This is a genomic window from Vibrio sp. 1069 (assembly GCF_033340555.1).
In genome coordinates this window covers 1-534 of record NZ_JAWOWP010000880.1, presented here as the reverse complement: position 1 = coordinate 534, position 534 = coordinate 1, and the positions used below count along the sequence as shown (strand labels likewise).

1 protein-coding gene is annotated in these 534 nt (G+C 44.6%); it reads left to right on the top strand.

Going from position 1 to position 534, the window contains the following annotated elements; translation table 11 throughout:
* On the top strand, positions 1-534 hold a 534-nt coding region (locus R7040_RS29595; RefSeq protein ID WP_318098067.1), incomplete at both ends, for a GNAT family N-acetyltransferase.

Here is a 534-nt window from a genome sequence, read left to right as displayed (position 1 = left end):
TGGCTTCACGTTGAAGTTCATTGAATGGTTGCAACAACAACGACCTGGCATGAAGACGTATCACATGCAGCAGCCAATTCGTTGGAGCGTAGATGATAAGTTAGAAACGTGGTTGTATGACGCTTTTATCTTGAACGCGGAATTATCGCCGCAATCCATTGAAGGCATGGCGAACGTATCGTTGAACAAAGTGGACAAGCAAGCGCTGGTTCACCAACCCAACTTACTACGCGAATGCTTTGCTTTACTGGTTAATGCTCATTATCAAACCTCACCGAATGATTTGCTCCATTTACTGCGAGATGACAACAGCTCCGTTTATCTCGCGATGGATAAACAAAATATCATCGGAGTCATTCTCACGGTTGAGGAGGGTGGTCTTGATGACGAGTTAATTGAAGCTATTCAACTTGGTCAACGTCGTCCTAAAGGGCATTTGACGCCAATCACCATCATCAATCAACTTGGTTTGGTAAAGGTAGGCAGGCTTATTACTTCACGAGTGATACGAATTGCGGTGCATCCTGATCTACA